Origin of the sequence: Burkholderia multivorans ATCC BAA-247, from assembly GCF_000959525.1 — a bacterium.
Lineage (GTDB): Bacteria > Pseudomonadota > Gammaproteobacteria > Burkholderiales > Burkholderiaceae > Burkholderia > Burkholderia multivorans.
In genome coordinates this window covers 2,810,411-2,837,133 of the sequence record NZ_CP009832.1, presented here as the reverse complement: position 1 = coordinate 2,837,133, position 26,723 = coordinate 2,810,411, and the positions used below count along the sequence as shown (strand labels likewise).

The following is a 26,723-nucleotide window of genomic DNA, read 5'->3' as shown; positions in this document are numbered from 1 at the left end:
CGACACCCGGCGACGATTCGCGTTCCGCGCCACGCGTGAAAGCCGGCACCGCAGCCGGCTTTCGCATGGCGCGAAGACGATCGCGTGTTTCCGGGATACCGGGGAGGGCGCCGGCCGGTCGGTCGGGTAATGGCAGGATTGCGGGCCTGTCCGAGTTGTTTAGAATGGGTGTATGGCGATTATCCCGGACAAGCAGGACAGCACGGTCCTGGAACGCAAGCAACAGAAGCTGAAGCCGCCTTCGATGTACAAGGTGGTGTTGCTGAACGACGACTTCACGCCGATGGAATTCGTCGTGATGGTCGTGCAGGAGTATTTCAAGAAGGATCGCGAGACGGCCACGCAGATCATGCTGAAGGTCCATCGCGAAGGGCGAGGGGTTTGTGGGGTCTATACGCGGGACATCGCGTCGACCAAAGTTGAGCAAGTCGTTACCCATGCGCGGCAGGCCGGGCATCCGCTGCAGTGCGTGATGGAGGAAGCATGATTGCCCAGGAATTGGAAGTCAGCCTGCACATGGCGTTCATGGAAGCACGCCAGGCGCGCCATGAGTTCATTACGGTCGAGCACCTGTTGCTCGCCCTGCTGGATAATCCGACGGCAGCCGAGGTGTTGCGCGCGTGCGCGGCCAACATCGAGGATCTGCGTCAGAACCTGCGCAATTTCATCCACGACAACACGCCTACCGTCCCCGGTACCGACGACGTCGATACCCAGCCGACGCTCGGCTTTCAGCGCGTGATTCAGCGCGCGATCATGCACGTCCAGTCGACGTCGAACGGCAAGAAGGAAGTGACCGGCGCGAACGTGCTGGTCGCGATCTTCGGCGAGAAGGATTCGCATGCCGTCTACTACCTGCAGCAGCAGGGCGTCACGCGTCTGGACGTCGTGAACTTCATCTCGCACGGCATCGCGAAGACCAACAGCGGCGAGGCCGCGAAGTCGGGCGATCCGAGCGCGGAAAGCGACGACGCGAACGCGCAGAAGGAAACGCCGCTCGCGCAGTTCACGCAGAACCTGAACCAGATGGCGAAGGACGGCCGCATCGATCCGCTGATCGGGCGCGAGCCCGAGGTCGAGCGCGTCGTGCAGGTGCTGTGCCGCCGTCGCAAGAACAATCCGCTGCTCGTCGGCGAGGCCGGCGTCGGCAAGACCGCGATCGCGGAAGGGCTCGCGTACCGCATCACGCGCGGCGAAGTGCCCGACATCCTCGCGAATGCGCAGGTCTATTCGCTCGACATGGGCGCGCTGCTCGCGGGCACCAAGTATCGCGGCGATTTCGAGCAGCGCCTGAAGACGGTGCTGAAGGAACTGAAGGAGCGTCCGCACGCGATCCTCTTCATCGACGAGATCCACACGCTGATCGGCGCGGGCGCCGCGTCGGGCGGCACGCTGGATGCGTCGAACCTGCTGAAGCCGGCGTTGTCGTCGGGCACGCTCAAGTGCATCGGCGCGACGACGTTCACCGAATATCGCGGGATCTTCGAGAAGGATGCGGCGCTGTCGCGGCGCTTCCAGAAGGTCGACGTGACGGAGCCGACCGTCGAGCAGACGGTCGCGATCCTGCGCGGGCTGAAGTCGCGCTTCGAGGAGCATCACGGCGTCAAGTATTCGTCGGGCGCGTTGTCGGCCGCCGCCGAACTGTCGGCGCGCTTCATCACCGACCGTCATCTGCCCGACAAGGCGATCGACGTGATCGACGAGGCCGGTGCCGCGCAGCGCATCCTGCCGAAGTCGAAGCAGAAGAAGACGATCGGCAAGAGCGAGATCGAGGAAATCATTTCGAAGATCGCGCGCGTGCCGGCGCAAAGCGTGTCGCAGGACGATCGCAGCAAGCTGCAGACGCTCGATCGCGATCTGAAGAGCGTCGTGTTCGGCCAGGATCCGGCGATCGACGCACTCGCGGCGTCGATCAAGATGGCACGCGCGGGCCTCGGCAAGATGGACAAGCCGATCGGTGCGTTCCTGTTCTCGGGCCCGACGGGCGTCGGCAAGACCGAGGTCGCGCGTCAGCTCGCGTTCACGCTCGGCATCGAGCTGATCCGCTTCGACATGTCCGAATACATGGAGCGCCATGCCGTGAGCCGGCTGATCGGCGCGCCGCCGGGCTACGTCGGATTCGATCAAGGCGGTCTGCTGACCGAAGCCGTCACGAAGAAGCCGCACTGCGTGCTGCTGCTCGACGAAATCGAGAAGGCGCACCCGGACATCTTCAACGTGCTGCTGCAGGTGATGGACCACGGCACGCTGACGGACAACAACGGCCGCAAGGCGGATTTCCGCAACGTCATCATCATCATGACGACGAACGCGGGCGCCGAGTCGATGCAGAAGGCGACGATCGGCTTCACGACGCGTCGCGAGACCGGCGACGAGATGGCCGACATCAAGCGTCTGTTCACGCCGGAGTTCCGCAATCGTCTCGATGCGATCATCAGCTTCCGTGCGCTCGACGAGGAAATCATCATGCGCGTGGTCGACAAGTTCCTGATCCAGCTCGAGGAACAGCTGCACGAGAAGAAGGTCGACGCGCTGTTCACCGACGCATTGCGCAAGCATCTGGCGAAGCACGGCTTCGATCCGCTGATGGGTGCGCGGCCGATGCAGCGGTTGATCCAGGACACGATCCGTCGTGCGCTGGCCGACGAGCTGCTGTTCGGCAAGCTGGTGAACGGCGGCCGCGTGACGGTCGACGTCGACGAAAACGACAAGGTGCAGCTCTCGTTCGACAAGCTGCCGAATCCGCCGCACAAGCCGAACGAAGAGACGGTCGAAGTCGAATAAGCGATAATTGCGGGTTCATCCGAACGGCGCGGGAAGTTCTCCGCGCCGTTTCGTTTTATCCGGCGCCGGCGGCGCGTTCGTAGGGCAGGGAGTGGCAACGCAGTGACACGACAACAGCAGTCGTTCGACAACATCGTCGAGCGCGAACAGGGGCTGCGCCACGCGCTGACGTCGGGGCAGATGGCGATGATCGCGATCGGCGGCGCGATCGGCACGGGACTCTTTCTCGGCAGCGGTTTCGCGATCGGGCTCGCCGGCCCGAGCGTGCTCGTGTCCTATGCGGTCGGCGCGCTGATCGCATTGCTGCTGATGGGCGCGCTGGCCGAAATGACGGTCGCGCATCCGACGGCCGGCTCGTTCGGCGCGTATGCCGAACATTACGTCGGCCCGCTCGCCGGCTTTCTGGTCCGTTACGCGTACTGGTTCGCGGTCGTGTTCGCGATCGGCACCGAGATCAGCGCGATCGCCGTGTTCATGAAGTACTGGTTTCCGGCGGTGCCGGGCTGGTACTGGGTCATCGGCTTCTCCGCGCTGCTGATTGCGGTGAATCTCGCGAGCGTCACGCTGTACGGATCGGTCGAATATGCGTTCTCGCTGCTGAAGATCGCGGCGATCGTCGTCTTCATCGTGCTCGGCGCGTATCTGGTGTGGTCCGCGCCGCCCGCATCCGGCATCGGCTTCGCGAACTACACCGCGCACGGCGGTTTCATGCCGAAGGGGCCGTGGGGCACCTGGGTCGCGGTGATCGTGGCGATCTTCAGCTACATGAGCATCGAGGCGGTCGCGATCGCGGCCGGCGAAGCGCGCGATCCGCAGCACGCGGTCACGCGCGCGTTCCGCTCGACCGTGTTTCGCCTCGTGCTGTTCTATCTGCTGACGCTGTCGCTGATGCTCGCGATCGTCCCGTGGACGCAGGCCGGCACCGACGAGAGCCCGTTCGTGAAGGTGATGGCCGCGACGCACGTGCCGTACGCGGCCGGCGTGATCAACTTCGTGCTGCTGATCGCGGCGCTATCGGCGATGAACAGCCAGCTGTACGTGACGACGCGGATGATGTTCAGCCTGTCGCGCGCACGTCTCGCGCCCGCGGTGTTCGGCCGGCTCGGCGCGAACGGCGTGCCGCGCGCGGCGCTGTGGATCTCGACGAGCGGCGTCGCGGTCGCGGCCGTGCTGGTCGCGCTGTCGCCCGATACGGCGTTTACCGTGATGATGGCGATCGCGATGTTCGGCGCGCTGTTCACGTGGCTGATGATCTTCGTCACGCATCTGCGTTTTCGTTCGAAATATCGTGGCCCTGCGCTCGCCTTCCGGATGTGGGCGCATCCGTTCGGCAGCCTGCTCGGCGCGGGGCTCGTCGCGGCGATCCTGCTGACGACCGCTTTTACGCGCGAATTCCGGATGACGATGGTGGTCGGCGTCGTGTTCGTCGTGCTGCTGACGCTTGCTTACGCGCTGCATTACCGGCATCAGCACGCACGCTGAGTTCCCGCGCGGCCGCTCGCTAAGGTTGCGTTAAGCTGGCGGCGGCTACATTCGATCCTGTCTGCAACGCGTTCCGGCTCGCCCGGTTCGCCGCTTTCCTGCAAAAGGGCTCGAATGAACAAACTTCCCGAAATCACGCTTGCGTTCTGGATCATGAAGATCTGCGCGACGACGCTCGGCGAAACCGGCGGCGACCTGCTGTCGATGACGCTGAACGTCGGCTATGCAGTGAGCTCGATCCTGCTGTTCGGTTTCTTCGTCGTTACGCTCGGCGCGCAGCTGCGCACCACGCGCTATCGGCCGGCGGTCTACTGGGCGGTGATCGTCGCGACCAGCACGGCCGGCACGACGATGTCCGACTTCATGGACCGCACGCTCGGGCTCGGCTACGCGCTCGGCACGTCGATTCTCGTCGCGATCCTGCTGTCGATCTTCGCGATCTGGCGGCTGAGCCGCGAATCGCTGTCGGTCGACCGGATCCGCACGCGCAAGGTCGAGATGCTGTACTGGATCGCGATCCTGTTCTCGAACACGCTCGGCACCGCGCTCGGCGACTTCCTCGCGGACAGCTCCGGCCTCGGCTTCGGCGGCGGCGCGCTGCTGATCGGCGGCCTGCTCGCGGCGATCGTCGTCGCGCACTATTTCACGCGAATCTCCGGCGTGCTGCTGTTCTGGGGCGCGTTCGTGCTCACGCGGCCGTTCGGTGCGACGGTCGGCGACTTGCTGACGAAGCCGACCGCCAAGGGCGGGCTCGCACTCGGCACGGTTGGATCGTCGGCGGTGCTGCTCGGCGTGCTCGTCGCGATGGTCGTCTACGCGATGCTCGCGCAGCAGCGGCAGCGCGACCTGACGGCCGCGCGGATCGCGCAGCGCGTCCAGGACTGATGCGGGGCGCGCGAGCGCCGATCGACAAAAAAGGGGCATGCGGCCCCTTTTTCGCGCATCCGACGCACCGTTCAGTGACGGCCGGTGCTGCCGAAGCCGCCCGCGCCGCGTTCGCTTTGCGCGAAGTCGTCGACGATGTTGAACTGCGCCTGCACGACCGGCACGATCACGAGCTGCGCGAGGCGCTCAAACGGGTTCAGCACGAATTCCGTTTGCCCGCGGTTCCAGGTCGATACCATCAGCTGGCCCTGGTAGTCGGAATCGATCAGCCCGACCAGATTGCCGAGCACGATCCCGTGCTTGTGGCCGAGACCCGAGCGCGGCAGGATCAGCGCCGCGTAGCCGGGGTCGGCCAGATGGATCGCGAGGCCCGTCGGCACGAGCGCCGTGTCGCCCGGTTTCAGCGTCAGCGGCGCGTCGAGGCACGCGCGCAGATCCAGGCCCGCGCTGCCGGCGGTTGCGTAGGCGGGTAGGTAGTCGCGCATACGCGCGTCGAGAATTTTCAGGTCGAGTTTCATGCGGTTCGAATCGGTCGGGAAGGGCGCGGCGGCGCGTGCCGCCGCGCGCGAGTTCAGATCAGGCTGTTGTCCGGCAGGCGCTTCGCGATTTCGTCGACGATCACGTGCGCGAGCTCGTCCTTCGGCGCGCGCGGCAGCCGCGTGAGGCCGCTTTCGTCGAACAGCACGACTTCGTTATCGTCGCGGCCGAACGTCAGCGGGCCGAGATTGCCGACCAGCAGCGGCACGTTCTTGCGCTTGCGCTTTTCGTCGCCGTGCACGTCGAGGTCGCCGCTTTCGGCCGCGAAGCCGACGCAGAACGGCGGATCGGGCAGCGCCGCGACCGACGCGAGGATGTCGGGATTCTCGACGAATTCGAGCGGCGGCATCTTGCGGTCGGCCGTCTTCTTCATCTTGTGCTCGGCCGGCTGTGCGACGCGCCAGTCGGCCACCGCGGCAACCGCGATGAAGATGTCGGCATCGTTGATCGCGTTCATCACCGCGTCGTACATCTGCTGCGCAGTCTGCACGTCCTCGCGGTACACGCCCCACGGCGTGTCGAGCGCGACCGGGCCGGCGACGAGATGGACTTCGGCGCCTGCCTGCTGCGCGGCGCGCGCGAGCGCGAAACCCATCTTGCCGCTCGAGCGGTTCGTGAGGCCGCGCACCGGATCGAGCGGTTCGAAGGTCGGGCCGGCCGTGATCAGCACGCGCCGATGCGCGAGCCGCTTCGGCCGGAAGTGCGAGACGATCGCTTCGTAGATCGCTTCGGGTTCGAGCATGCGGCCGTCGCCGACTTCGCCGCACGCCTGCGCGCCGGAGTCGGGGCCGAGCACCGACACGCCGTCGGCGCGCAGTTGTGCGACGTTGCGCTGCGTAGCCGGGTTCTGCCACATCTGCCGGTTCATCGCGGGCACGACGAGCAGCGGACAGTCGCGCGCGACGCAGAGCGTCGACAGCAGATCGTCCGCGAAGCCATGTGCGAGCTTCGCGAGGAAATCGGTCGACGCCGGCGCGATCACGATTGCGTCGGCCTCGCGCGACAGGTCGATGTGCGCCATGTTGTTGTCGATGCGCGCATCCCACTGGCTCGTATAGACGGGACGGCCGGACAGCGCCTGCATCGTGACGGGCGTGATGAACTGCGTGGCGGCTTCCGTCATCGCGACCTGCACGGTCGCTCCGGCTTTCGTGAGCAGCCGGGTCAGCTCGGCGATCTTGTAGCAGGCGATGCCGCCGGTCAGGCCGAGAACGAGGTGTTTTCCTGCGAGTTCCGCGTGTGCCAACTCAGGCCTCCAAGGGTCGAACGAGACGGCCGGCACGCACGCCGGCCGTCGACGCAGAGTATGCGCGCTTAGCGCGCCCCGCGCACGCGACGCAGTTCGTCGTAGATCAGCAGCACGGCGCCGATCGTGATCGCGGAGTCGGCAAGGTTGAATGCCGGAAAGTGCCAGCCGCCGAGATGGAAATCGAGGAAGTCGATCACGTGGCCGTACACGAGCCGGTCGATCACGTTGCCGAGCGCGCCGCCGAGGATCAGCGCGAGCGACAGGCTGAACAGCCGCTGGTGGCCGTGGCGCTTCAGCAGGAAGCAGATCACGAGCGTCGCGCCGACGCCGAGCGCGGTGAACGCCCAGCGCTGCCAGCCGCTCGCGGTCGACAGGAAGCCGAACGCGGCGCCGCGGTTGTAGACGAGCACGAGGTTGAAGAACGACGTCAGCGCATGCTGCGCGCCGTAGGCAAACGTCTTCAGGATCGCGATTTTCGACAGCTGGTCGAACAGGATCACGATCAGCGAAATGCCCAGCCACGGCGCGAGTGCGCCGCTGGCCGGTTTCGACAGGGTTTTCGCCATATTTACGCAGCGCTCCGGATTTCGCCGTTTTCAAACAGGTTCGAGAAGCAGCGGCCGCACAGCGTCGGATGATCGGCGTGCGCGCCGACGTCTTCACGATAGTGCCAGCAGCGTTCGCACTTCTGATACTTCGACGCGGCCACGTCGACGCCTTCCTGCGCTTCGTCGTCGACCTTGACGACCGTCGCGGCCGACGTGATCAGCACGAACTTCAGATCGTCGCCGAGGCTCGCGAGCGCGTCGTAACGCGCGCCGCTCGCGTGCACCGTCACTTCGGCCTGCAGCGACGAGCCGATGCGGTTCGCGGTGCGCGCTTCCTCGAGTGCCTTCGTCACGTTGCCGCGCACGTCGCGCAGCAGCGACCACTTGTCGATCAGCGCATCGGCGTTGGCGACGTCCGGATACGCGTAATACGTTTCGGTGAAGATCGTGTCGCTCGCCGGCTGGAACACCTTCCACGCTTCCTCGGCCGTAAACGACAGGAACGGGGCGAGCACGCGCAGCAGGCCCTGCGTCAGGTGGTACAGCGCCGTCTGTGCGGAGCGGCGCGCGCGCGAGTCGGGCGCGCTCGTGTACAGGCGGTCCTTCAGCACGTCGAGATAGAAGCCGCCGAGGTCTTCCGAGCAGTACGTCTGCAGCTTCGCGACGACCGGGTGGAACTCGTACTTTTCGTAGTATGCGAGCAGTTCGGTCTGCAGCTGCGCCGAGAACGCGACGGCATAGCGGTCGATCTCGAGCCACTCGTCGACCGGCACCGCATGCTGCGCGTAGTCGAAGTCGGACAGGTTCGCGAGCAGGAAGCGCAGCGTGTTGCGGATCCGGCGATAGCCTTCCGTCACGCGCTTCAGGATTTCCTCGGAGATCGCGAGCTCGCCCGAGTAGTCGGTCGATGCGATCCACAGGCGGATGATTTCCGCGCCGAGGCGATTCGCGACTTCATGCGGATCGACGCCGTTGCCGAGCGACTTGCTCATCTTGCGGCCTTCGCCGTCGACCGTGAAGCCGTGCGTCAGCAGCCCCTTGTACGGCGCGCGGCCGTCGAGCATCGACGCGGTCAGCAGCGACGAATGGAACCAGCCGCGATGCTGGTCCGAGCCTTCGAGGTAGAGGTCGGCCGGGAACTGCAGCTGATCCTTGTGCGAGCCGCGCAGCACGTGCCAGTGCGTCGTGCCCGAGTCGAACCACACGTCGAGCGTGTCGCGGTTCTTTTCGTACAGGTTCGCGTCGTCGCCGATCAGCTCGCGCGGATCGAGCGTTTGCCACGCCTCGATGCCCGACTTTTCGACACGCTTCGCGACTTCCTCGAGCAGCTCGAGCGTGCGCGGATGCAGCTCGCCGGTTTCCTTGTGCACGAAGAACGCCATCGGCACGCCCCACTGGCGCTGACGCGACAGCGTCCAGTCCGGCCGGTTCGCGATCATGCTGAAGAGGCGCTGCTTGCCCCACGACGGATAGAACGCCGTGGCTTCGACGCCTTCGAGCGCGGTCTCGCGCAGCGTCTTGCCGCCTTCGCGCGGCGTGACGTCCATCCCGGCGAACCATTGCGACGTCGCGCGGTAGATGATCGGCGTCTTGTGGCGCCAGCAGTGCATGTAGCTGTGCGTGTACTTCTCGCTGCGCAGCAGCGTGCCGGCGTCGCGCAGCGCGTCGACAACCTTCGGATTCGCATCCCAGATCGACAGCCCGCCGAACAGCGGCAGCGATTCGATGTAGCGGCCGTCGCCCATCACCGGATTGATGATGTCGGAGTCGGTCATGCCGTGCGTCTTGCAGGAGATGAAGTCTTCGACGCCGTACGCGGGCGACGAGTGCACGACGCCGGTGCCGGTGTCGGTCGTCACGTAGTCGCCCAGATAGACGGGCGCCGTGCGCTTGTAGCCGGGGTGGGCCGACGCGAGCGGATGGTGGAAGCGCAGGTTGACGAGCTTCACGCCCGGCGCGGTCGCGACGACGCGGCCGGTCAGCTTGAACTCTTCCATGCACGCGGCGACGCGCTCTTCGGCGACGATCAGCAGCCCGCGCTCGGTATCGACGAGCGCGTAGACGATTTCGGGATGCAGGTTCAGCGCCTGGTTCGCGGGGATCGTCCACGGCGTCGTGGTCCAGATCACGATGCCGCCTTCGGCGCGCGGCAGCGCGGGCAGCCCGAACGCCTGCGCGGTCTTTTCCGGTTCGGCGAACGGGAACATCACGTCGATCGTCGGATCGGTGCGGTCCTTGTACTCGACTTCCGCTTCAGCGAGCGCCGAGCCGCAGTCGAAGCACCAGTTCACGGGCTTCAGCCCGCGATAGACGTAACCCTTCTCGATGATCTTGCCGAGCGCACGGATTTCTTCCGCTTCATTCACGAAGTTCATCGTCTTGTAGGGATCGGCCCAGTCGCCGAGCACGCCGAGGCGCTTGAAGCCGGCCTTCTGCTTCTCGATCTGCTCGGTCGCGTACGCACGCGCCTTGCTCATCACTTCGGCGGCCGGCAGCGACTTGCCGAACTGCTTCTCGATCTGGATTTCGATCGGCATCCCGTGGCAGTCCCAGCCCGGCACGTAGGGCGCATCGAAGCCGGCCATGTTGCGCGACTTCACGACGATGTCCTTCAGGATCTTGTTGACCGCGTGACCGAGGTGGATGTCGCCGTTCGCATACGGCGGGCCGTCGTGCAGGATGAACTTCGGCCGGCCCTTGCTGGCCGCGCGGATCTTCTCGTAGACGCCGCGCTCCTCCCACTCCTTGACCCACTGCGGCTCGCGCTTGGGCAGATCGCCGCGCATCGGGAACGGCGTGTCGAGCAGGTTGACCGGATACTTGGCCTGCGGTTTCGAATCGGCTTTCTTGTTGCTCATGATGGGATCGCTATCTAAATCGGGGGACGCACGTGCGTCGTGAATCGGGCGCGCGCGCAGCGCGGCGCGAGGTGTGCGGCGCGCTGCGCGCCGCCGGCCGGATCAGCTAATTCGGTCGGTCGCCGACGTCGAGAAGCCGGTCGCGCGGCTGCCCGGCGCACGGTCGCGCTCGATGAAGTACGCGCGCGCGTTCGCGACGTCCTGCGCGATCGCGCGGGACAGCGCCTCGAGATCGTCGAATTTCGCCTCGTCGCGCAGCTTTTTCAGGAATTCGACGCGCACGAGCTTGCCGTATGCGTCGCCGTGCCAGTCGAGCAGGTGCACCTCGAGCAGCACGCGGCCGGAATCGTCGACGGTCGGCCGCAGGCCGAGGCTCGCGACGCCGGGCAGCGGTGCGGGGCCGAGGCCGTGCACCTGCACGACGAAGATGCCCGACAGCGCAGGGCGCTTGTGCGCGATCGGCAGGTTCAGCGTCGGGAAGCCGAGGTCGCGGCCGAGCTTGAGCCCGTGTGCGACGTGGCCGCTGATGGCATAGCTGTGGCCGAGCGCGCTCGCGGCCGCCTCGAGATCGCCCGCGGCCAGCGCGGTGCGCACGCCGGAGCTCGAGATGCGCGTGCCGTCGCTGCCGGCGATCGTGCCCATCTGCTCGACTTCGAAGCCGTACTGCTCGCCGGCCGCCTTCAGCGTGTCGAAGGTGCCCGCGCGCTTCGCGCCGTAGCAGAAATCGTCGCCGACCATCATCCAGCGCGTATGCAGCCCGTTGACCAGCGTGCGTTCGACGAACGCCTGCGGCGACTGGCTCGCGAACGTGTGATTGAAATGCTCGACCACCACGCGATCGACGCCGTGCTCGCGCAGCGCCTCGAGCTTGTCGCGCAGCATCGCGATGCGCGGCGGCGCGCCGGCCGGGTTGAAGAATTCGCGCGGATGCGGCTCGAACGTCATCACGCACACGGGCAGGCCGCGCGCGTCCGCTGCCGCGCGCACGCGCGCGAGCAGGGCCTGATGCCCGCGATGGACACCGTCGAAGTTGCCGATCGTCAGCGCGCAAGGCGCGCGGCTCTCGGCGTTGGGCAGGCCGCGGAAGACTTTCACGATAGCGGATGCAGCGTCGGGGATGGGCGGTGGGATGCCGCAAAGCAGAAGATTATAAACGTTCGGGCGGCGCGGCGGCTCAGGAGGCGGGAAACGCGGGGCCGAATGGTAAAATTCGCGGATGAAAAAACTCGTGATCCTGATTTCCGGTCGCGGCAGCAACATGGAGGCCATCGTCCGCGCATGCACGCACGAACGCTGGCCGGCCGAGGTCGCCGCCGTGATCGCCAACCGGCCCGACGCGGCCGGCCTCGCCTTTGCCGCATCGCACGGCATTGCGACCGCGGTGGTCGACCATCGGTCGTTCGACGGCCGCGACAGCTTCGATGCGGCGCTCGCCGCCGAGATCGACCGCTTCGCGCCCGATCTCGTCGTGCTCGCGGGCTTCATGCGCATCCTGACGCCCGAATTCGTCAGACGATATGAGGGCCGGCTGCTGAACATTCATCCGTCGCTGCTGCCGAGCTTCAAGGGCATCCGCACGCACCAGCAGGCGCTCGACGCGGGCGTCGCGCTGCACGGTGCGACGGTCCATTTCGTCATTCCGGAACTCGACAGCGGCGCGATCGTCGCGCAGGGCGCGGTGCCGGTGCGCGCGGGCGACGATGCCGCGGCGCTCGCGCAGCGCGTGCTGGCGGTCGAGCACGTGCTGTATCCGCGGGCGGTGCGCTGGTTCGTCGAAGGGCGCCTGCGCCTCGAAGGCGACCGTGCGGTCGTCGCGCCCGAGGAGGCGCGCTGGATTTTCGCGGATCAACCGCAAACCGAAACGAGCGAGGGTGTATGAAGCTGCACGGATTCCTGATCGGCCAGACCGAGACGCTGCTGGCCGAAGTGCTGAAATTTGCCGGTCCCGCCGACGCGACGACGAGCCGCTTTTTCCGCGCGCATCCGAAGCTCGGCCACGCGGAGCGCGGCGTGATCGCCGAAGCCGTGTTCGCGGTACTGCGCCGCAAGATGGAGTTCGCGCATCTGGCCGAGAGCGGCACGGGCAGCCCCGCGCGACGCCTGACGCTGCTCGGCCTGATGCAGACGATGGGCCGCAACGCGCTAAAGCCGTTCGTGTCGCCCGCCGAGGCGGCGTGGCTCGAGCATGTATCGAAGATCGATCCGGCGAGCCTGCCGGTGCGCATCCGCACGAACCTGCCGGACTGGATCCAGCAGGCGCTGTCCACGCGCTTCGATGCCGAGGAGCTCGCGCAGCTCGCGGCCGCGCTGAATTATCCCGCGCCGCTCGATCTGCGCGCGAACGTGCTGAAGGCCACGCGGGAGCAGGTGATCGACGCGCTGCGCGCGAACGGCATCGACGCGGGCGAGACGCCGTTCGCGCCGCACGGCGTGCGCGTGGTCGGCAAGCCGGCGCTCACGCGCCTGAAGCTCTTCGAGGAAGGGCAGATCGAGGTGCAGGACGAGGGCAGCCAGCTGCTGTGCTCGCTCGTCGCGCCGCGCCGCGGCGAGATGGTCGTCGACTTCTGCGCGGGCGCCGGCGGCAAGACGCTCGCGCTCGGCGCGATGATGCGCTCGACCGGCCGGCTGTATGCGTTCGACGTGTCGGAGAAGCGTCTCGCGAAGCTCAAGCCGCGCCTGGCGCGCAGCGGGCTGTCGAACGTGAACCCGGTGCTGATCGACAGCGAGCACGACGCGAAGATCAAGCGGCTCGCCGGCAAGATCGACCGCGTGCTCGTCGACGCGCCGTGCAGCGGTCTCGGCACGCTGCGCCGCAATCCCGACCTGAAGTGGCGCCAGACGCGCACGTCGGTCGACGAGCTCACGCCGAAGCAGGCGTCGATCCTCGCGAGCGCGGCGCGCCTCGTGAAGAAGGGCGGCCGCCTCGTCTACGCGACCTGCAGCGTGCTCGACGCCGAGAACGAGCGCATCGTCGAGCAGTTCCTCGCCGATCATCCGGACTTCGTGCTCGTGCCGGCGCAGAAGGTGCTGGCAGATCAGCGCATCGAGCTCGAGACGGGCGACTACCTCTCGCTGTGGCCGCACCGCCACGCGACCGACGGCTTCTTCGCGGCGGTGCTCGAGCGGCGCGCGGCGCAGTAACGCAGCAGGGCACGGACGATGGAGAACCGACTGCTGTCGCACCGGCTTGCGTCGGTGATCCGCGACTTCAACGAGCCGGTCATGATCTGGCAGGCAGCGATTCTCGTCGGCGCGCTTGCGTTTGCCTGGGTCGCCGCGCGCTTCATGCACGGCCGGATCGACGCACGCCGGCGGGCGGCCGGCCGCCTGCCGGGCGCGGGCGCGCAAAGCCTGAAACGCGCGCTCTTTCCGCTGTTCGGCGGGCTGTTCGTGCTGGCCGCGCAGCTGGCGTTCGAGCCGTTCATGTCGACATCGCTGTTGTCGCTCGCGCTGGTGCCGCTGTTCGGCATCGGGCTCATCTACGTGCTGTTTTTCTTCGCGCGGCGCGTGTTCGCGCGCGACGGCCACTCGCATGCGTGGCTCTCGATCGTCGAGAAGCTCGTGTCGGTGATCGTGTGGGCCGCGATGGTGCTGACCGTGCTCGGCATCCAGCGCGACGTGCTCGACTGGCTCGACAGCGTGCAGTTCCGCGTCGCGAACGCGCACCTGACGCTGCTGTCGCTGATCTCCGGCGCGCTGTGGGTCTGCGTGACGCTGATGGTTGCGATGTGGCTCGGCTCGGTGCTCGAGGACCGGCTCGCGCGCGCGAGCACGCTCGATGCGAACCTGCGTGTCGTGCTCTCGCGCGTCGGCCGCGCGCTGCTCGTGTTCGCGGCGGTGCTGATCGGGCTGTCGCTGGTCGGCATCGATGTCACGGTGCTCGGCGTGTTCGGCGGCGCGGTCGGCGTCGGCCTCGGCTTCGGGTTGCAGAAGATCGCGAGCAACTACGTGTCGGGCTTCATCATCCTGCTGGACCGCTCGCTGCGGCTCGGCGACGCGATCAGCGTCGGCGGGCTGCAGGGCGTCGTCACGCAGATCCGCACGCGCTACACGGTCGTACGCGGCCTCGACGGCAACGAGACGCTGATTCCGAACGAGAAGCTGATCACCGACGTCGTGCAGAACCAGTCGTCGTACCTGACGCGCGGCTATGCGAAGCTCGCGGTGCAGGTCGCGTACACGAACGACGTCGAGCAGGCACTCGCGTTGCTTGCCGAGGCCGCGCGCGGCGTGCCGCGCGTGCTCGACGAGCCGGCGCCCACGCCGTATCTCGTCGGCTTCGGCGCCGACGGGATCGACCTGGAGCTCGGCTTCTGGATCGCGGACGCGGCGACGGGCACCGGCAGCGTGCGCTCGAACGTGAACCGGAACATCTGGCGGCTGTTTCATGAGCACGGGATCTCGATTCCGTACCCGCAGCGCGAGGTGCGCGTGATCGGGCTGCCCGACGCGCTGGGCGGCACGGTGCGGGCGGCCAACGAGCCTCCCGTGGACGGCCGTGCGGCCGACGCGGCGCCCGCGTCGAGCGCGCAGCAGCCGGCCGCGTGACGCGTAGCGGCCGAAACGGGAGCGCAGCGGGCGCGGCGTCCGTCCGTGGACCGTTCCCGTTGCTTCTCGACAAGAAAATATTCATTTTTTACAAAGACTTGGAACGGTTGAAGTAAAATTTCGGTCTATTCGCGGTATGCTTTCATTTTTATGACGTCGGCCCGTTGCCGGCGTCGCACTCACCACAGGTAACTGCCTTGCTGAATTCCCTGCTCGATTTTCTTTCTCACGGGCTTCTGCGTTTTTCGTGGTGGCAGGTCGCGCTGTTCGCGCTGGCCGTCACGCACGTCACGATCATCGGCGTGACGGTCTATCTGCACCGCTGCCAGGCGCACCGCGCGCTGGAGCTGCACCCGATCGCCAGCCACTTCTTCCGCGCCTGGCTGTGGATGACGACCGGCATGCTCACCGGCCAGTGGGCGGCGATCCACCGCAAGCACCACGCGAAGTGCGAAACCGAGGAGGATCCGCACAGCCCGCAGACGCGCGGGATCTGGAAGGTGTTCCTCGAAGGCGCGGAGCTCTATCGCGCGGAAGCGAAGAACGAAGAGACGCTGCGCAAGTACAGTCACGGCACGCCGAACGACTGGATCGAGCGCAACGTCTATTCGAAATACCCGATCCTCGGCGTGAGCCTGATGATGGTGATCGACGTCGCGCTGTTCGGCGTGATCGGCCTCACCGTGTGGGCCGTGCAGATGGTCTGGATTCCGTTCTGGGCGGCCGGTGTCGTCAACGGTTTCGGCCACTTCTGGGGCTATCGCAACTTCAATTCGGCCGACGCGAGCACGAACCTCTTTCCGTGGGGCATCGTGATCGGCGGCGAAGAGCTGCACAACAATCACCACACGTTCGCGACGTCCGCGAAGCTGTCGAACAAGTGGTACGAATTCGACATCGGCTGGATGTATATCCGCATCATGTCGGCGTTCGGCCTCGCGAAGGTGAAGAAGGTCGCACCGACGCCGCGCCTGAACAAGCCGAAGACGGTGCTCGACCAGGAAACGCTGCAAGCCGTGCTGTCGAACCGCTACGAAGTGATGGCGCGTTACGGCAAGGCCGTGAAGCGTGCGTATCGTCAGGAGCTTGCCCATCTGAAGGCGCTCGGCGGCGAGAAGTATCAGCTGATGCGCGGTGCGCGCAAGTGGTTCCACAAGGACGCCGACGGGCTCGACGAGCCGCAGAAGAAGCTGCTGCCCGAGATCTTCGCGAACAGCCAGAAGCTGCACACGTATTTCCAGCTGCGCCAGGATCTGGCCGCGATCTGGGATCGTTCGACCGCGTCGCGCGAACAGCTTCTCGCACAATTGCAAGATTGGTGTCATCGCGCCGAACAAAGCGGCATCAAGGCATTGCAGGAATTTGCGATGCGCCTGCGCCGCTACGCCTGATTCGAAATCGATTAGAATCTCAGGACGTCACAAACCCCGCGCTGGCGGGGTTTTTTCATTTCGGCCGCCGGTTTTCGCGGTCGCGATGGGCGACGCTGAATGGTGTTTGGGGCCGGCACGCGCGGCGCGCGCACGCCGGCCGGTGCGAAGCATGGGGTCGCGGCATGCGCAGGCGCGTGCGGCGGCCGACAGGAGACTGTGAGATGCAATCGACGATCAAGTCCGTCGAATACGATCGGCCGCTCGCGGCAGGCGCCACGTGCGGCGTCGGGCAGGCGTGGGCGAAGGTGCCCGAGACGCCGTCCGCGGAGGAGCGTGCGGCGCTCAAAGCGCGCATCAAGGCGTTGCTCGTGCGTGAAAAGGCCGTGCTCGTCGCGCATTACTATGTCGACGCCGAATTGCAGGAGCTGGCCGACGAAACCGGCGGCTGCGTCGCCGATTCGCTCGAGATGGCGCGCTTCGGCCGCGATCACGATGCGCAGACGCTCGTCGTCGCCGGCGTGCGCTTCATGGGCGAAACGGCCAAGATCCTGAGCCCGCACAAGCGCATCCTGATGCCCGATCTCGACGCGACCTGTTCGCTCGATCTCGGTTGCCCCGTCGACGAGTTCTCCGCGTTCTGCGATGCGCATCCCGATCGCACCGTCGTCGTCTACGCGAACACGAGCGCAGCCGTGAAGGCGCGCGCGGACTGGATGGTCACATCCTCGATCGGTCTCGAGATCGTCGCCGATCTGCACGCGCGCGGCGAGAAGATCATCTGGGCGCCGGATCGCCATCTCGGCAGCTATATTCAGAAGAAAACCGGCGCGGACATGCTGATGTGGCAGGGCTCCTGTCTCGTTCACGACGAATTCAAGGGCATCGAGCTCGACCTGCTGCGCGCCGAATATCCGGACGCGAAGGTGCTCGTGCATCCGGAATCGCCGGAGAGCGTCGTCGCGCAGGCCGACGTCGTCGGCTCGACCACGCAGCTGATCGACGCGGCCGTGAAGTTCGACGCGACGCGTTTCATCGTCGCGACCGATCTCGGCATCCTGCACAAGATGCAGCTCGCGGCGCCCGGCAAGACCTTCATCGCCGCACCGACGGCCGGCAACAGCGCGACCTGCAAGAGCTGCGCGCATTGCCCGTGGATGGCGATGAACGGCCTCGCGAATCTCGCCGACGTGCTCGAACGCGGCCACAACGAAATCTTCGTCGATCCGGCGATCGGCGAACGCGCGCGTCTGCCGATCGACCGCATGCTCGCGTTCGCGGCCGCGCACAAGAAGCGCGTGCAGGCGAGCGGCGATCTGCAGCGCGACCAGCCACTGTTTGCGAACGTGGGGGCGGCATGACGAGCGCCGTTTCTCCGCTTTACGACGCGATCCGCGCGCAATACGGCGCGGCCTTCGACGACGCGATCGCGCGCAACGTCGCCGACGCAATTGCCGAAGACGTCGGCCCCGGCGATCAGACCGGGCGGCTCGTGCCGGCCGACGAGCGGCGTCGTGCGCGCATCATCGTGCGCGAGGAGGCCGTGCTGTGCGGCGTGCCGTGGTTCGACGCGGTGGTCGCGCAGATCGATCCGTCGATCGCCGTGCAGTGGCGCTACCGCGAAGGCGACCGGATGACGGCCGACTCGATCGTCTGCGAACTCGAAGGGCCGGCGCGCGCGCTGCTGACCGCCGAGCGCAATGCGCTGAATTTCCTGCAGCTGCTCTCGGGTGTCGCAACGGCGACGCGCCGCTACGTCGATCGCATCGAAGGCACGCGCGCGAAGATTCTCGATACGCGCAAGACCTTGCCGGGGCTGCGGCTCGCGCAGAAATACGCGGTGCGCGTCGGCGGCGGCGAGAACCAGCGTCTTGCGCTGTACGACGGCATTCTGATCAAGGAAAACCACATTGCGGCCGCAGGCGGCGTCGGCGAGGCGCTCGATGCGGCATTCGCGCTGAACGCGGGCGTGCCCGTGCAGATCGAGGTCGAGACGCTCGCGCAGCTCGACACGGCGCTCGCGCACGGCGCGCAGTCGGTGCTGCTCGACAACTTCACGCTCGACATGATGCGCGAAGCGGTGCGCGTAGCGGCCGGCAAGGCGGTGCTCGAAGTCTCGGGCGGCGTCAATTTCGACACGGTGCGCACGTTCGCCGAAACCGGCGTCGACCGCATCTCGATCGGCGCGCTGACGAAGGACGTGCGCGCGACCGATTATTCGATGCGCATCGTCGCCTGATCGCGCGACGCGCGGCAACGCAATGAAAAGGCCGCCGGTGCGTATGCGCCGGCGGCCTTTCTCTTTCCGGTCGACGCGTGCCTGGCTCAGCGACGCGAACGCGGCTGCAGCACGCTCGGCAGCGCCTTCGGCAGCGTGTTCGGCCAGTCGCGGCTGTAGTGCAGCCCGCGGCTTTCGCGGCGCGACTGCGCACTCTTCACGATCAGCGTCGCGACGTCGACGAGATTGCGCAGTTCGAGCAGATCGCGCGTCACACGGAAGTTCGCGTAGTACTCATGGATTTCGTCACGCAGCAGCGACAGCCGATGCTTCGCGCGCTCGAGGCGTTTGTCGGTACGCACGATGCCGACGTAGTTCCACATCAGCCGGCGCAGCTCGTCCCAGTTGTGCGCGACGACGACTTCTTCGTCGGCATCGGACACGCGGCTCTCGTCCCATGCGGGCAACGGACCCGTCGTTTCGACGTCGAAGCCGGCCGCTTCGATCGCCCCGGCCGCCGCACGGCCGATCACGAGGCATTCGAGCAGCGAATTGCTGGCGAGCCGGTTCGCGCCGTGCAGGCCCGTGTACGACGTTTCGCCGACCGCATACAGGCCGGCCAGATCGGTGCGTCCGGCAAGGTCGGTCACGACGCCGCCGCACGTGTAGTGCGCGGCCGGCACGACCGGGATCGGCTCCTTCGCGATGTCGATGCCGAATTCGAGGCAGCGCGCGTGGATCGTCGGGAAATGCTCGCGCAGGAACGCTTCGGGCTGGTGGCTGATGTCGAGATAGACGCAGTCGATCCCGCGCTTCTTGATCTCGAAGTCGATCGCGCGCGCGACGATGTCACGCGGCGCGAGCTCCGCGCGCGGATCGTGCGCGGGCATGAAGCGCGTGCCGTCCGGCAGCTTCAGCAGGCCGCCTTCGCCGCGCACGGCCTCGGAGATCAGGAACGATTTCGCGTACGGATGAAACAGGCAGGTCGGATGGAACTGGATGAATTCCATGTTCGCGACGCGGCAGCCTGCGCGCCACGCCATCGCGATGCCGTCGCCGGTCGCGGTGTCGGGGTTGGTCGTGTACAGGTAGACCTTGCCGGCGCCGCCCGTCGCGAGCACCGTGTGCGGCGCCTCGATCGTGATCGTGCGGTCGTGCTCGACGTCGAGCGCGTACAGGCCGTGACAGCGGCGGCCGGGCAGGCCGAGCCGGTCCGACGTGATCAGGTCGATTGCGTGATGGTTTTCGAAGAACGTGATGTTCGGATGCCGGCGCGCGCGCTCCGACAGCGTCGCGAGCACCGCATGACCGGTCGCGTCGGCCGCGTGGATGATTCGGCGATGACTGTGGCCGCCTTCGCGCGTCAGGTGAAAGCCGAGTTCGGCCGCGTCGTCCTTCGTGAACGGCACGCCCTGCGAGATCAGCCATTCGATCGCCTCGCGGCCGTGCTCGACGATGTAGCGCGTCGCAGCTTCGTCGCACAGGCCGCCGCCTGCGACGAGCGTATCGTCGACGTGGTTTTCGATGCTGTCCGCCGAATCGAGGACAGCGGCGATGCCGCCTTGTGCGTTATCGCTCGCGCCTTCCATCATCGAACGCTTCGCGATCAGCGCGACGCGTCGCGTGCTGGCCAGGTTGAGTGCGACCGACAGCCCTGCCAGGCCGCTGCCGACGATCGCCACGTCGAATTTCATGCTGCATCTCCATCGTTGTGCTGTGAGGCTCGTGCGTTCCGGCGGCCGCGCCGCGGGAAAGGGGAGAGCATACCGCGTCGGACGAAGCTGCGTACGCGCAAAACAAAAAGCCCCGCATGAGCGGGGCTTTTCGTGTCAACAGGCTGCAGGAAGCGGAGATTACTTGATCTTCGTTTCCTTGTATGCCACATGCTTGCGGGCGACGGGATCGAACTTCATGATCTCCATCTTTTCCGGCATGTTGCGCTTGTTCTTCGTGGTCGTGTAGAAGTGACCCGTACCAGCGGTCGACTCGAGCTTGATCTTGTCGCGTGCGCCTTTTGCCATGATTGTGCTCCTTGGGCTTAGGCTTCGCCGCGTGCGCGCAGGTCAGCGAGCACGGAATCGATGCCGTTCTTGTCGATCAGGCGCAGGCCGGCGTTCGAAACGCGCAGGCGCACCCAACGGTTTTCGCTTTCCACCCAGAACCGGCGGTTTTGCAGGTTCGGCAGGAAGCGGCGCTTGGTCTTGTTGTTCGCGTGGGAAACGTTGTTGCCGCTCATCGGCGCTTTCCCAGTTACTTGGCATACGCGTGCCATGAGAGCACTCCTAATACGCTAAATTCGGGGTTCGATCGCCGGTGAAGGTTCTCATCGCGCCGCCACGTGATCCATGGCCGCACTCCGAACGCACAAGCCCTTGCAGACAAGGCCCTTCGATGGCTAGAACTGGTTGGAAAAAAGACAGACGGCGATTCTAGCAGAAAAATATCAGGAAAATCAAACCTAATTTCGCATCGCCGTTGCGGCGCTCCGCGAAGGGGCGCCGCGCCACAGTCTACAGCCAACCGGCGCGCGCGAACGAGAATGTGTCGGCCTTGCCGACGACGACGTGGTCGAGCAGCCGCACGTCGACCAGCGCGAGCGCGTCGCGCAACGTGCGCGTAAGCCGCCGATCCTCGGCACTCGGCTGCACCGCGCCCGACGGATGATTGTGTGCGACGATCAGCGCGGCCGCGTTCAGCCGCATCGCGCTGCGCACGATCTCGCGCGGATAGACGGCCATGCGCGTCAGCGAGCCGCGCGCATTTTCCTCCATGTCGATGAGCCCGTGCCGGGCATCCAGATACAGCGTGACGAAGACTTCGTACGGCCGCGTGCCGATCTTCAGCCGCAGATAGTCGTCGACGGCGGCCGGCGAGTCGATCGGCCGGCGCAGCAGCGCCTTTTCCGCGAGCGCGCGGCGCGAGAGCTCGGTGATCGCGCCGAGCAGCGCCGCGCGCGCCGGCCCGATGCCCGGACATGCGCCGAAATCGGCCGGCGTCGCGTCGAGCAGCCCGCGCAGCGAACCGAACCGCACCAGCAGCGCGCGGGCGCTCGCGAACACGCTGTGCCCGCGCACGCCGGAGCCGAGCAGGAGCGCGACGAGCTCGTCGTCGGTCAGCGCGGCCGGCCCGCGCTCGAGCAGCCGTTCGCGCGGCAAATTCGCCCGCCAGTTGCCGGGCCGGCGCCGGCCCGGCGCGCCGGGCTGCGCACGCGCGGGCGGGGCCGGCGGAACGTCGTGCGCGTCGCGGCATTCGACGGGCGGAAGAAGGCAGGATATGAGCATCGTCGAAACTCCATTGGCGGCGGCCGCACGTGCAACGTCGTCGCACTTTCAGCCTTGCGCGCTCAGGTGACTTACAATATTGGCTTTGCGCTGGGCCTCGCGGCCGTTTCGGGCGCCGACTGAACGAGTAATTCATGAGCCTCATCGATCTATCCGAAGTGAAGCCCGGTTCCCATGTCACGCTGCATTACCGGCTCGCACTGGCCGACGGCGCCGACATCGTCAACACCTTCGCCGACAAACCCGCGACGCTGCTGCTGGGCGCCGGGCAACTGGCGCCGTCGCTGGAACAGATTCTGCTGGGGCTCAAGGTCGGAGACCATTCGACTTTTCAGCTAACGCCAGAGCAAGGGTTCGGTCCCCGAAATCCCGACATGCTGCAGCGCGTGACGCTCGCGACGCTGCGCGAGAACGGCATGGTCGACGAGGACTTCACGCCGGGCGAACTGATCGAGTTCAACGCACCGGACGGCGGCCGATATGCAGGCGTGCTGAAGGAAGTCGGCGAAACCTCCGCGCTGTTCGATTTCAATCATCCGCTCGCGGGCCAAGCGCTCACGTTCGAAGTGAAAATCATCGGAATCCTGTAATCATGAGCACCACCGATACGCTGTCCGGACAGACCGTCGCCGCCGACGCCGAAATCCTGCTCGCGCAGCCGCGCGGGTTTTGCGCAGGCGTCGATCGCGCGATCGAGATCGTCGAACGCGCGATCGCGATGCACGGCGCACCGATCTACGTCCGTCACGAGATCGTCCACAACAAGTACGTGGTCGAGGATCTGAAGAAGAAAGGCGCGATCTTCGTCGAGGAGCTCGAGGAAGTGCCGGCCGGCAACACCGTGATCTTCAGCGCGCACGGCGTGTCGAAGGCCGTGCGCGACGAAGCCGGCGTGCGCGGGCTGCGCATCTACGATGCGACCTGCCCGCTCGTCACGAAGGTGCACGTCGAAGTCGCGAAGATGCGCCAGGACGGCGTCGACATCGTGATGATCGGCCACAAGGGCCATCCGGAAGTCGAAGGGACGATGGGCCAGGTCGAGCGCGGGATGCATCTGGTCGAGAGCGTCGAGGACGTGCAGAAGCTCGAACTCGCCGATCCGGAGCGCATCGCGCTCGTCACGCAAACCACGCTGTCCGTCGACGACGCGGCCGAGATCATCGCGGCGCTGAAGGCGAAGTACCCGAAGATCCGCGAACCGAAGAAGCAGGACATCTGCTACGCGACGCAGAACCGTCAGGACGCGGTGAAGTTCATGGCGCCGCAGTGCGACGTCGTGATCGTCGTCGGCAGCCCGAACAGTTCGAATTCGAGCCGTCTGCGCGAAGTGGCCGAGAAGCGCGGCGTCGCGGCCTACATGGTCGACGCGCCCGAGCAGATCGACCCGGCATGGGTCGCCGGCAAGCGCCGCATCGGCGTGACGGCCGGCGCGTCGGCACCGGAGGTGCTCGCCCAGGCCGTGATCGCGCGGCTGCGCGAGCTCGGCGTACGCAACGTGCGCGCGCTCGAGGGGATCGAGGAGAACGTCTCGTTCCCGCTGCCGCGCGGGCTCAACCTGCCCGCCGCCTGATTGCCGCATTGCAATCGCGATGCACCGAAGCGCGCCTGACGGCGCGCTTTTTTTTGTCCGTCGAATTCCCCACTCGCAACCATCGTTCCCCGGTATGGTGCAACCCGGTTGCTCCGTCCGTTCCAAACGGCCTCTCAAAATTGGTTGCAATGCAGGAAAACCCCATCGAATCAGGAATATTGGCGCGTTCTAAATGGAGTTACAATGCGCCCGTTTTGAGGCCGGAATGGCTTCGAAAGCAGGTTTTGGCAAGGCGCGGGAGACCTATTCGATGCATGTGAAGTTGGCTTACGCCGTGTCCGTCGCCGCACCGGTTGCAATGGTCGCCGGCTGCAGCAAAAAGAGCGACGACGAGGCGGGCAGGGAGGCTGCGGCGTGCGCGGCACCGCCGGCCAGCGACGTGCGCGTCGCCAGAACCGGTCGTGCGGCGTCGTGGGGGCGCCGTATCGCGCAACCGAGCAATGTAGACGGGACACGTTTGACGATCGAGGACATCCACGTAGCGGGCCGCACGCACGCCGGCTCGCGGCACGCATCCGTCGCGGCCCGCCGCGCGCGCGGCGCGACGGCGGGCACGCGGGTTGCCGCGCAATGCGCGCCGGCGGCGGATGGCGGCCGCGCGAGCGGCGCCGCGTCGCCGATCTCCATGTCCGCTCATTCCGATTCGACGAAGCAGCGCGTCGCGACGGCCCGTCGCGCGATCGCGCGCGGCCTGCTTCGTCCGCTGAATTCCGACGCAGTCCCGACCGGGATCGGAGGCGCGCGCCGCGCGGCAACGCGTCGTGCGGTGCGCGCGTCCGGCGTCGGAGCACACACCCTTGGCGGCGGCAGCGCATGCGCCGGCAAGGCGGTCGAGCCCGCGCGCGGCGCGGTGCGCAACCTGATCGGGCGGGATACGGGGTTCGCCCCGGCCCGGACGGAACCAGGCGCGGCTTTCGGGAAACCGGACGCCGGCCGTTTCGGCATGCTGCCCTACGACTTCAAGGAGGCCCACACCACCGTCCTCGATGTCGTAACGATTTAGCGACGGGACTCACGACGGCACCGGAACAGTGCGGTGCCGTTTTTGTATCCGCTCCGGCGGCAGGTCCGGCCGTACAGGCCGGGCGGCGCGCGCCGGGACGATCAACCCTTACCGGTATCGACTAGTACCCGCAGTGTCGCCGAGAAGGCGCGATTCCTCGCTTACCCGCGGGGCGCAACGTCCTCCGGCCGCACGGGCCAAGGAGCTTTAAATGGATATTTTCGTCCAGCAGATCCTCAACGGGCTGGTGCTCGGCAGTGTGTACGCCATCATCGCGTTGGGCTACACGATGGTGTACGGCATTCTCGGCATCATCAACTTCGCGCACGGCGACGTGCTGATGATCGGCGCAATGGTCGCGCTGTCCGCCATCACCGTGCTGCAGAACCATTTCCCCGAACTCGGCAACATCGCGACGCTGACGATCGGCCTCGGCATCGCCGCGATCGTCTGCGCGTTCGTCGGCTTCACGATCGAGCGTGTCGCGTACCGGCCGCTGCGCCGCGCGCCGCGTCTCGCGCCGCTGATCACCGCGATCGGCGTGTCGATCCTGCTGCAGACGGCCGCGATGATCATCTGGTCGCGCAACCCGCTGCCGTTCCCGCAACTGCTGCCGACCGATCCGATCAACGTGATCAAGGCGACCGACACGACGCCCGGCGCCGTGATCTCGGTCACCGAAATCGTGATCATTGCCGTCGCGTTCATCGTGATGGGCGGCCTGCTGCTGCTCGTGCACAAGACGAAGCTCGGCCGCGCGATGCGTGCGATCGCCGAAAGCCCGAACACCGCGAGCCTGATGGGCGTGAACCCGAACTTCGTGATCTCGGCCACCTTCATGATCGGCTCCGCGCTCGCCGCGCTGGCCGGCGTGATGATCGCGTCCGAATACGGCAACGTGCACTTCTACATGGGCTTCATCCCCGGCATGAAGGCGTTCACCGCCGCCGTGCTCGGCGGGATCGGCAACCTCGGCGGTGCGATGGTCGGCGGCGTGCTGCTCGGCCTGATCGAGCAGCTCGGGGCCGGCTACATCGGCAATCTCACGGGTGGCGTGTTCGGCAGTAACTACCAGGACGTGTTCGCATTCATCGTGCTGATCATCGTGCTGGTGTTCCGTCCGTCGGGCCTGCTGGGCGAACGGGTCGCAGACCGCGCGTAACGGAAGGGAGCAAACAACATGACATCCATTCAACCGATCGAATCGTCGACGACGCTCGTCGAAGAGCGCAACACCGCGAAGACCGTCACCATCGGCATCCTGACCGCGGCGTTCGTGATCGCCGCCCCGCTCGTGATCGGCGCGGCCGGCGGCAACTACTGGGTCCGCGTGCTCGACTTCGCGATGCTCTACGTGATGCTCGCGCTCGGCCTGAACGTCGTGGTCGGCTTCGCCGGCCTGCTCGACCTCGGCTACATCGCGTTCTACGCGGTGGGCGCCTATACGGCGGCGCTGCTCAGCTCGCCGCACCTGACCTCGCAGTTCGAGTGGATCGCGGCGCTCGCGCCGAACGGGCTGCACGTGCCGTTCCTGATCATCGTGCCGATCGCGATGGCGCTCGCGGCGACGTTCGGCGTGCTGCTCGGTGCGCCGACGCTGCGGCTGCGCGGCGACTATCTGGCGATCGTCACGCTCGGCTTCGGTGAAATCGTCCGGATCTTCATGAACAACCTCGATCGTCCGGTCAACATCACGAACGGTCCGAAGGGGATCACGGGCATCGATCCGGTGCACGTCGGCGGCTTCAACCTGTCGCAGACGCACACGCTGTTCGGCTTCCAGCTGCCGTCCGTGTACATGTACTACTACCTGTTCGTGCTGTGCGCGCTGCTCGTGATCTGGGTCTGTACGCGCCTGCAGCACTCGCGTATCGGCCGTGCGTGGGCCGCGATCCGCGAAGACGAGATCGCCGCGAAGGCGATGGGCATCAACACCCGCAACGTGAAGCTGCTCGCGTTCGCGATGGGCGCGTCGTTCGGCGGGCTGTCGGGCGCGATGTTCGGTGCGTTCCAGGGCTTCGTGTCGCCGGAATCGTTCACGTTCTGGGAGTCGATCGTCGTGCTTGCGTGCGTCGTGCTCGGCGGCATGGGCCATATCCCCGGCGTGATCCTCGGTGCGGTGCTGCTCGCCGTGTTCCCGGAATTCCTGCGCTCGACGATGAGCCCGCTGCAGCACGCGCTGTTCGGCCACGACGTCGTCGATACCGAAGTGATCCGTCAGGCGCTGTACGGCCTCGCGATGGTCATCATCATGCTGTATCGCTCGGAAGGCCTGTGGCCCGCGCCGAAGCATGAGGACAAGATCGCGAAGCTGGCGAAGCGCAACGGCAAGAAGCCGGTGCGCGCGTAATCAACGGACAAGGGGATCC

Annotated in this window: 24 protein-coding genes; 15 read left to right on the top strand and 9 right to left on the bottom strand. The window is 66.4% G+C overall.

The features are described 5' to 3' along the window. Positions 1–172: 172 nt before the first annotated feature. The 4 genes from clpS to NP80_RS25650 all read left to right on the top strand — a co-directional run bounded on the left by clpS (position 173) and on the right by NP80_RS25650 (position 5,151). Entirely contained in the window at positions 173–487 is a 315-nt protein-coding gene (clpS, locus tag NP80_RS25665) for an ATP-dependent Clp protease adapter ClpS (RefSeq protein ID WP_006398529.1), read from the top strand. Next, complete coding sequence (gene clpA / locus NP80_RS25660; RefSeq protein WP_006398530.1) at positions 484–2,784, top strand: ATP-dependent Clp protease ATP-binding subunit ClpA; 2,301 nt, start codon at positions 484–486, stop codon at positions 2,782–2,784. The genes clpS and clpA overlap by 4 nt, the downstream gene beginning before the upstream one ends. 102 nt (positions 2,785–2,886) lie before the next feature. Beyond that, a complete protein-coding gene (locus NP80_RS25655; protein ID WP_006410967.1) occupies positions 2,887–4,266 on the top strand; it encodes an amino acid permease in 1,380 nt (459 codons plus the stop codon). Positions 4,267–4,380: 114 nt separating this feature from the next. Beyond that, the gene (locus tag NP80_RS25650; protein WP_006410969.1) at positions 4,381–5,151 is read left to right on the top strand and encodes a COG4705 family protein; all 771 of its coding nucleotides are present in this window, start codon (positions 4,381–4,383) and stop codon (positions 5,149–5,151) included. Positions 5,152–5,222: 71 nt separating this feature from the next. Here the strand turns inward: NP80_RS25650 and dut are convergent, their stop codons facing one another. The 5 genes from dut to NP80_RS25625 all read right to left on the bottom strand — a co-directional run bounded on the left by dut (position 5,223) and on the right by NP80_RS25625 (position 11,438). Beyond that, positions 5,223–5,669 carry a dUTP diphosphatase gene (dut, locus tag NP80_RS25645; RefSeq protein WP_006410973.1) on the bottom strand — a complete coding sequence of 149 codons (447 nt, stop codon included), beginning with the start codon at positions 5,667–5,669 and terminating at the stop codon, positions 5,223–5,225. 53 nt (positions 5,670–5,722) lie between these two features. Beyond that, on the bottom strand, positions 5,723–6,934 hold the full coding sequence (gene coaBC, locus NP80_RS25640) for a bifunctional phosphopantothenoylcysteine decarboxylase/phosphopantothenate--cysteine ligase CoaBC (RefSeq protein ID WP_006405884.1): 1,212 nt from the start codon (positions 6,932–6,934) through the stop codon (positions 5,723–5,725). A gap of 68 nt (positions 6,935–7,002) precedes the next feature. After that, positions 7,003–7,503 (bottom strand): signal peptidase II, encoded by a 501-nt coding sequence (gene lspA / locus NP80_RS25635; RefSeq protein WP_006398534.1) that lies wholly within the window; start codon positions 7,501–7,503, stop codon positions 7,003–7,005. A 2-nt stretch (positions 7,504–7,505) separates the two neighbouring features. Beyond that, the gene (gene ileS / locus NP80_RS25630) at positions 7,506–10,343 is read right to left on the bottom strand and encodes an isoleucine--tRNA ligase (protein ID WP_006410968.1); all 2,838 of its coding nucleotides are present in this window, start codon (positions 10,341–10,343) and stop codon (positions 7,506–7,508) included. 102 nt (positions 10,344–10,445) lie between these two features. Then, entirely contained in the window at positions 10,446–11,438 is a 993-nt protein-coding gene (locus NP80_RS25625; protein ID WP_006405882.1) for a bifunctional riboflavin kinase/FAD synthetase, read from the bottom strand. 121 nt (positions 11,439–11,559) lie between these two features. Between NP80_RS25625 and purN the strand changes: the two genes are divergently transcribed. The 6 genes from purN to nadC all read left to right on the top strand — a co-directional run bounded on the left by purN (position 11,560) and on the right by nadC (position 18,500). Then, the gene (purN, locus tag NP80_RS25620) at positions 11,560–12,222 is read left to right on the top strand and encodes a phosphoribosylglycinamide formyltransferase (protein ID WP_006405881.1); all 663 of its coding nucleotides are present in this window, start codon (positions 11,560–11,562) and stop codon (positions 12,220–12,222) included. Next, positions 12,219–13,484, top strand: a complete 1,266-nt coding sequence (locus NP80_RS25615) for an RsmB/NOP family class I SAM-dependent RNA methyltransferase (RefSeq protein ID WP_006398538.1) — start codon at positions 12,219–12,221, stop codon at positions 13,482–13,484. The genes purN and NP80_RS25615 overlap by 4 nt, the downstream gene beginning before the upstream one ends. 18 nt (positions 13,485–13,502) lie before the next feature. Continuing rightward, positions 13,503–14,891 (top strand): mechanosensitive ion channel family protein, encoded by a 1,389-nt coding sequence (locus NP80_RS25610; RefSeq protein ID WP_006405880.1) that lies wholly within the window; start codon positions 13,503–13,505, stop codon positions 14,889–14,891. 197 nt (positions 14,892–15,088) lie between these two features. Further along, on the top strand, positions 15,089–16,282 hold the full coding sequence (locus NP80_RS25605) for a DesA family fatty acid desaturase (RefSeq protein WP_006398540.1): 1,194 nt from the start codon (positions 15,089–15,091) through the stop codon (positions 16,280–16,282). Between the two features lie 203 nt (positions 16,283–16,485). Continuing rightward, entirely contained in the window at positions 16,486–17,622 is a 1,137-nt protein-coding gene (gene nadA, locus NP80_RS25600; protein WP_006398541.1) for a quinolinate synthase NadA, read from the top strand. Continuing rightward, positions 17,619–18,500 (top strand): carboxylating nicotinate-nucleotide diphosphorylase, encoded by an 882-nt coding sequence (gene nadC, locus NP80_RS25595; protein WP_006405878.1) that lies wholly within the window; start codon positions 17,619–17,621, stop codon positions 18,498–18,500. The genes nadA and nadC overlap by 4 nt, the downstream gene beginning before the upstream one ends. 86 nt (positions 18,501–18,586) lie before the next feature. On the opposite strand, the gene nadB is transcribed toward nadC, so the two are convergent. From nadB to radC, 4 genes are all read right to left on the bottom strand, one after another. Further along, entirely contained in the window at positions 18,587–20,173 is a 1,587-nt protein-coding gene (nadB, locus tag NP80_RS25590; protein ID WP_006405877.1) for an L-aspartate oxidase, read from the bottom strand. Positions 20,174–20,332: 159 nt separating this feature from the next. Then, complete coding sequence (gene rpmG / locus NP80_RS25585; protein ID WP_004185395.1) at positions 20,333–20,500, bottom strand: 50S ribosomal protein L33; 168 nt, start codon at positions 20,498–20,500, stop codon at positions 20,333–20,335. Between the two features lie 17 nt (positions 20,501–20,517). Further along, a complete protein-coding gene (gene rpmB / locus NP80_RS25580) occupies positions 20,518–20,751 on the bottom strand; it encodes a 50S ribosomal protein L28 (RefSeq protein ID WP_004186391.1) in 234 nt (77 codons plus the stop codon). A gap of 238 nt (positions 20,752–20,989) precedes the next feature. Next, positions 20,990–21,760, bottom strand: coding sequence for a RadC family protein (radC, locus tag NP80_RS25575; protein WP_035488637.1), 771 nt, complete (start codon positions 21,758–21,760; stop codon positions 20,990–20,992). Between the two features lie 134 nt (positions 21,761–21,894). On the opposite strand from radC, the gene NP80_RS25570 reads away from it, so the two are divergent. From NP80_RS25570 to NP80_RS25550, 5 genes are all read left to right on the top strand, one after another. After that, entirely contained in the window at positions 21,895–22,350 is a 456-nt protein-coding gene (locus tag NP80_RS25570; RefSeq protein WP_006405874.1) for an FKBP-type peptidyl-prolyl cis-trans isomerase, read from the top strand. A 2-nt stretch (positions 22,351–22,352) separates the two neighbouring features. Then, positions 22,353–23,330: a 4-hydroxy-3-methylbut-2-enyl diphosphate reductase gene (gene ispH, locus NP80_RS25565; RefSeq protein ID WP_006398548.1), complete on the top strand. Its 978-nt coding sequence runs from the start codon at positions 22,353–22,355 to the stop codon at positions 23,328–23,330. Positions 23,331–23,556: 226 nt separating this feature from the next. After that, on the top strand, positions 23,557–24,354 hold the full coding sequence (locus tag NP80_RS25560; protein WP_045594226.1) for a hypothetical protein: 798 nt from the start codon (positions 23,557–23,559) through the stop codon (positions 24,352–24,354). Positions 24,355–24,565: 211 nt separating this feature from the next. Beyond that, positions 24,566–25,516 (top strand): branched-chain amino acid ABC transporter permease, encoded by a 951-nt coding sequence (locus NP80_RS25555; RefSeq protein WP_006405872.1) that lies wholly within the window; start codon positions 24,566–24,568, stop codon positions 25,514–25,516. Between the two features lie 18 nt (positions 25,517–25,534). Next, positions 25,535–26,704, top strand: coding sequence for an ABC transporter permease subunit (locus tag NP80_RS25550; protein ID WP_006398551.1), 1,170 nt, complete (start codon positions 25,535–25,537; stop codon positions 26,702–26,704). The last annotated feature ends 19 nt before the right edge of the window (positions 26,705–26,723 follow it).